Genomic DNA, 320 nt, shown 5'->3' with positions numbered 1-320 from the left:
TGAAGAACAACAAGCCAGTGATTTAACTATCACTGACTATTGCCAGCAAAATGCTTTATCAAAAACAACGTTTTATGCCGCACGAAGTAAACTTAATGCCTCATCAGAAAGCTTTGTTCGAGCAAAAGTTACGAAACACGTCGATGCCATCGAACCGCAACAGCCAATCATCCTCTCGATTAGTAAAGTAAAAGTCAGCTTACCACCCACAACGTCTGCATCTTATCTAGGCCAATTACTGCGCGAGCTTGCCTGATGAAAATGTTTGTTGAACCTAAATGTATTTACTTATACCGCGATGCTGTGGATTTTCGAAAATC

Annotated in this window: 1 protein-coding gene; it reads left to right on the top strand. The window is 40.6% G+C overall.

Translation table 11 applies throughout. The annotated features are described in order from the left end of the window. On the top strand, positions 1-256 hold a 256-nt coding region (gene tnpA / locus A8L45_RS23530), incomplete at its 5' end, for an IS66 family insertion sequence element accessory protein TnpA (RefSeq protein ID WP_068905729.1). Between the last annotated feature and the right edge of the window lie 64 nt (positions 257-320).

This window comes from Veronia pacifica (assembly GCF_001707825.1).
Classification (GTDB): Bacteria; Pseudomonadota; Gammaproteobacteria; order Enterobacterales; family Vibrionaceae; genus Veronia; species Veronia pacifica.
Note: the sequence above shows the minus strand (reverse complement) of the source record. Positions and strands in the feature narration are given on the sequence as shown.